The sequence below is a fragment of the Haematospirillum sp. 15-248 genome (genome assembly GCF_012102665.1).
Taxonomy (GTDB): domain Bacteria; phylum Pseudomonadota; class Alphaproteobacteria; order Rhodospirillales; family Rhodospirillaceae; genus Haematospirillum.
The window spans coordinates 1-1,039 of the sequence record NZ_JAAVTF010000030.1 but is presented as its reverse complement, the minus strand read 5'-3'; the positions used below and the strand labels follow the sequence as shown (position 1 = coordinate 1,039).

The window sequence follows — 1,039 nt, the reverse complement described above, 5'->3', positions numbered from 1 at the left end:
CAACCCTCGTTGTGTCCAGAATGAGGTTTTGGGCGGATAGTGTGGTTACGCCGTTCAGGCGCACGGAGAAATCCTCTTTCGTGTCCCCGGACGTATCGGCAAAGACTGTCAACCCGGATGCATCGGGTTTGTACCACAACGAAAAGGCGCGCGGGGTTTGACCGCTGAATGTCAGGGCCTGATGTCCCTCCAGAGCGGCGTTGGCATCCAGCTCCGAGAAATCCAGGCGGTCGTTCTCGGCAGCATTAAAGTCATGGACGGTATCTCGCCCTATAATGCCCGGCCCGGAATCAGAAACATTGCGCCAGGCAAACACATCGGCTCCGGCACCCCCTGTCAGATGGTCTGCTCCGCCATCTCCGTAAAGACGGTCGCGGCCGGCACCGCCGTTGATATGGTCTGCCCCGTCACCACCTTCCAGAATGTTGTCACCGCTGTCGCCTGTCAGATGATCTGCTCCGGCTCCACCCGTTAGATTCTCGATATTGCGCAGGGTGTCCTTGTCCTGGCCATCAACTTTGGCAACAGAACTGAAAGCTCCATTCAGGGTTATGGAAACAGGACGATCCAGGAACACGTAGCTGACCGTATCGATGCCATCGCCGCCATCCAGGGTGTTGCGCCCGCCTTTTCCTTCAAGGAGGTCGTTGCCTGGTCCGCCCTGCAACCGGTTGTTCCCGTCGTTGCCGCGCAGGATATCGTGACTGTTTCCACCCTCTGCATTCTCGATATGGGTGTCGTAGGCAATGCCCAGAATTCCGCTGCCTTTGTCCCAGGTTGCCGGATCGGATTTGGTATCAACGCCCCCGAAGAACGACAGGGTGCCAGGTGTCAGGTCAATGTTTGCAGACGTATCCCGCCCGCTCCAGCTGACTGTGTCATTGCCGCCCGCATCCCAGATGGTTTCATAAACATAGGTCTTGCCGGCAAAGTCATACCGGTTGTCACCGGTGCGGGTTGTCATGTTCTTCCCGTACAAGTACTGCAACGCGGCCATGTCATTGAGCATGTAGGTCAGCGGCGTGGACTTGAAGCCGCC

Annotated in this window: 1 protein-coding gene; it reads right to left on the bottom strand. The window is 57.5% G+C overall.

The window, feature by feature from the left end:
- On the bottom strand, positions 1 to 1,039 hold a 1,039-nt coding region (locus HEQ72_RS11210; protein ID WP_168023430.1), incomplete at both ends, for a M10 family metallopeptidase C-terminal domain-containing protein.